At 73.9% G+C, this 3,724-nt stretch carries 5 protein-coding genes; all 5 read left to right on the top strand.

The window, feature by feature from the left end:
* Nucleotides 1-150: 150 nt before the first annotated feature.
* Nucleotides 151-462 carry a hypothetical protein gene (locus ACFI33_RS11640; RefSeq protein ID WP_069941840.1) on the top strand — a complete coding sequence of 104 codons (312 nt, stop codon included), beginning with the start codon at nucleotides 151-153 and terminating at the stop codon, nucleotides 460-462.
* Nucleotides 463-616: 154 nt separating this feature from the next.
* The gene (locus tag ACFI33_RS11635; protein ID WP_069941839.1) at nucleotides 617-1,594 is read left to right on the top strand and encodes a DUF4192 family protein; all 978 of its coding nucleotides are present in this window, start codon (nucleotides 617-619) and stop codon (nucleotides 1,592-1,594) included.
* A gap of 208 nt (nucleotides 1,595-1,802) precedes the next feature.
* Nucleotides 1,803-2,060 carry a hypothetical protein gene (locus tag ACFI33_RS11630; RefSeq protein WP_069941838.1) on the top strand — a complete coding sequence of 86 codons (258 nt, stop codon included), beginning with the start codon at nucleotides 1,803-1,805 and terminating at the stop codon, nucleotides 2,058-2,060.
* A gap of 295 nt (nucleotides 2,061-2,355) precedes the next feature.
* Nucleotides 2,356-3,036, top strand: coding sequence for a hypothetical protein (locus ACFI33_RS11625; RefSeq protein ID WP_069941837.1), 681 nt, complete (start codon nucleotides 2,356-2,358; stop codon nucleotides 3,034-3,036).
* Between the two features lie 257 nt (nucleotides 3,037-3,293).
* Nucleotides 3,294-3,724, top strand: a 431-nt coding sequence (locus ACFI33_RS11620) for a hypothetical protein (RefSeq protein WP_462624043.1), incomplete at its 3' end; no start/stop codon positions are given.

Raw genomic sequence — 3,724 nt, 5'->3', positions numbered from 1 at the left:
CACCCCCGCCCATGCCATAACACCGCCAGCACACCACCACACCCCCACCACAAGCAACACCACACAACCGATTGCGTCCACACCACAAAGCGTGTATGGTTTGACTCAGCGGGAGGCACCCGGCCCCCTGCACCCCTCAAGGAGGACACCGTGAAACGTGCTGGCACCCGTCGCCCCACCACCCGTGCCACCCTGACGGCCCGACTCGACCGCTGCGCGCTCATCGCCCGGCACGCCTTGTGCGTCGGCTCCGTCCTGATCTTCGTCGCCGCGTTCGGGGGGCTGGCACCGGTGTACGTGCCCGCGCTGTCCACGCCGGCCCTGATCGCCTTCGCCCTGTGGTGTGCGCTGGTGCTCGCCCTGATGCTCACCACCGCCGCGCGTGTCACCGCGCGCCTGGTGCTCGGCACAACACGTGCCGCGCGCTCGGCCTGGCGCGCTCCGGCCTCCGATCCTCGCTGATTCCGACTCCCTGCCCCGCCTCGCGGCGGGGCAGGGCCATGCCATACGTTCGCCATATCGCCGTCATACTCAACGTTGCAGTCCCGGCTTTTATTGTGTATGGTTTGACTCAGCAGGAGGCACCAGGCCCCCCGCACCCCTCTAGGAGGACACGATGGATGCTCTGACCGCCCGCACCCCGCTTGATCTGACCGACTACGCCGCCGCCGCCCTGCCGTCCACCCCCGCGGATTCCGTGGTGGCCATCGGCCTGAAGGGCTCGCGGCTGGGGCCGGTGATGCGCCTTGACGATGTCGCCGCCCCCGCCACCATGGCCGGAGTGATCGCCGCCAGCATGCGCCGCGCCAACTGCACGCGCGTCTTCCTGATCGGCTACGGCCCGGAGGACCGCGCCCTGCGCTGGCTCGAGCTGGAGTCCATCCTGACCGGCCACGGTCTGAGCGTGGAGGGGCTGATCCACGTGGACGGGCGCATGTGCACCAACCTGGGCACGGGCGAGGCCGTGGCCTACGCCCCGGGCACCTCCACGCTGGGCCTGCACCTGGCCCTGCTCGACGGTGCGCGGTCCGAGTACCCCACCGCCACCCCGAGCGAGTCGGACGCCCTGACGGAGGCCGTGGCGGCTCACGCGGCCACGCTGACGGACATGCACGCGGACGCTCCGGCGCTGATCGAGGGCATCAACCGCCTGCTGAAGGATCAGAACGACGCCGGGGCCGCCGCCGTCGTGCTGGCCACCCTGAACCACCGTGACCCGGAGTATCTGATCGCGGCGCTGGTGGCCTGCACGGCCCCGATCCGGCTGGAGGCGGTGGACTTCGCCCGGGGCGAGTTCCCGCACGGTCTGCGCTGGAAGGCGAGCGTGGAGGCCGAGACGGTGCTCAACGCCGCCGTGGCCCTCGGTCCGGGCCACGCCTGCGCCGGGGCGCTGGCGGTGCTGGCCTACGTGGCCTGGATCCGAGGCGCAGGAGCGGTGGCCGATGGCCGCCTGAACCTCGCCGAGCGATGCGCCCCGCACCACCCTCACGTGCGCGCCGTGCGCCGGATGACGCGGGCCACGCCCGTGGCCGTCGTGGCCACCGACCCGGCGTGGGCCTGGGGCAAGCACACGCGGGCCGCTGAGGGCCGCTGAGCGTGACCGGGGGCCAGCGCGTAACGCTGGCCCCCCGGCGCCCGTGGAGACGGTGCCCCGACGGTGCACGCCCGCCAGCGTAGCCCGGCCCACGCGTGGGCGGGCGCTGTATAAATCGCTGTTGACCGCTCGGCCGCGCGCGTGTATGGTTATACACGTAGCGGGGGGCATGAGGCCCCCGGCACCCCGAGCGGCCAGGAGGCCCGACATGGACACCGACCAGACCACCATCTGCACCTCCCAGAACGTGCACATCGGCCAGGAGGTGGTCATCGTCGACCGCATCCAGCTGGGCCACTGCATCAGCTACGCCGACGGGACCGTGACCGCGATCGACCCCAGCCGTGGGACCTACTCGGTGGCCCACAACGGCATGCGCGGGCGCACCGTCTACACCCTCTCCGACCAGTGGCACGGAGACGGCGGCCCCTACTGCATGCCCGCCGCCGAGGTGTACGGCGACTGAGCACGACGGGGGCGGCGCGCACGCGCCGCCCCGTCGTCGCCCCTGGCCGCAAGCGCGGGCGGGTCCCGCGCCCGCTGCCGCGTGGGGACGTGTCGCGGAGATGAGCTGCCGGCTGCATCGAGCTGCTGCCGGCTCCCGAGGACCGCGACACGTCCCCGCCCTTCCCTCGACACCACCACGGGCGCGCCGGCCCGCGCTCGCGGACGGTGTTGTGCACGCGCCGGTGTATGTGTATGGTTGAACACGTCGCAGGGGGCATGAGGCCCCCGGCACCCCGACGGCCAAGGAGGCCCCCATGTCCAAGCACATCTATTCCGCCGGCTCCCTGCGCGCAGCCCTGCGCGCCGGCTCCCTCGCCGCCCGCGTCTCCCCCAACCGCGGCCCCGTCCACCTGGAGGTGCTCCCGGAGAACGCCCTGCGCGTGATCAGCACCCACGAGGACGCCTACGCCTGCGCCTACGCCGACTCCGACCGCCCGGCCCCCGCCGCGCTCGCGGGCCTGCCGCCGGTGGTGCTGTGCGTCCTGGACGTCTCCCAGCTGATGCGCCACCTGGACGCGCTCCCCCTGCCCGAGACCCCGGTCAACGTCACCGCCACCGCCGACCGCGTCCACGTCGACGTCGTCGGCGGCCGCGAGCGCTGGACGTTCGCCAACCTCGCCGCCCCCGGCGTGCCCACTCCCGCCATCCCCCAGGCCCCCGGCCCCGGCGTCGAGCTGCCCGCCCTGCCCGCGACCCTGGGCCTGCCCGGGCTGCTGATGGACGTGCTGAGCGGCGGCGGCCGCCTCCACGGCACCCGCTACCTGCGCCAGCGGATCCACGGCGTGCCCAGCGCACTGGACCTGATCGGCTGGAGCATCGGCGCCTGGGCGCACGGACGCGCCTACGTCGCCCCGATGGACGGCTACGCTCCGGCCGCCCGCGAGGCCGCCGCCCTGGCCGACCGCGACAGCCTGGCCGCCCTGCCCGCCGCCTGACCGGCAGGCCGCGAGCGCGGGGGGCTCCCGCGCTCGCGGCATCCCGGGGACGTGTCGTGGAGATGAGCTGCCGGCTGCATCGAGCTGCTGCCGGCTCCCGGGGACCGCGCCACGTCCCCGCCCCCTCCGCGTCACGACCACGGGCGCGTGGACCTGCGCTCGCGGGTGGTGTTGTATTTTTGCCATTGTGTGTGTATGGTTGGACACGTAGCGGGGGGCATGAGGCCCCCGGCACCCCGACCAAGGAGGCACCTCCGATGCCTGAGCACCACCTTCTCGACCTCGACTCCCTGCCCTCCGCCTTCGAGCCCTGCCCGGAGTGCGGCGACGTGATGTGCCAGCCCGACCCGTGGGGCGAGGACTGCGACGACCGCGCCCGGCGCCGCCAGGCCGTGGCCACTCTGGAGGACCAGCGCCGCCAGGCCCACGCCCTCGCGGCCCCCGCCGCCGCCGCGCGCGCCCGCTACAAGCGCCTGGCCCGCCGCGACGAGCCGCACCCCGACCTGGTCCCGGCCCTGGAGGAGGCCATCCGGCTGAGCTGCCAGCGGCGGGACCTGCTGGAGCGCATCGCCACCGACTCCGAGGCCCTGGCCCGCGCGAACACCGCCCACCCCGGGCACGCCACCCTGGCCAGGAGGGCCGCCGACGACCGCGCCGCCGTGGAGGCCTGCCACGACGTGGACCGCCT

This window comes from Micrococcus sp. PSi08, assembly GCF_054960655.1.
The sequence above is the reverse complement of the archived record's forward strand: the minus strand, read 5'-3'. Positions and strand labels throughout refer to the sequence as shown.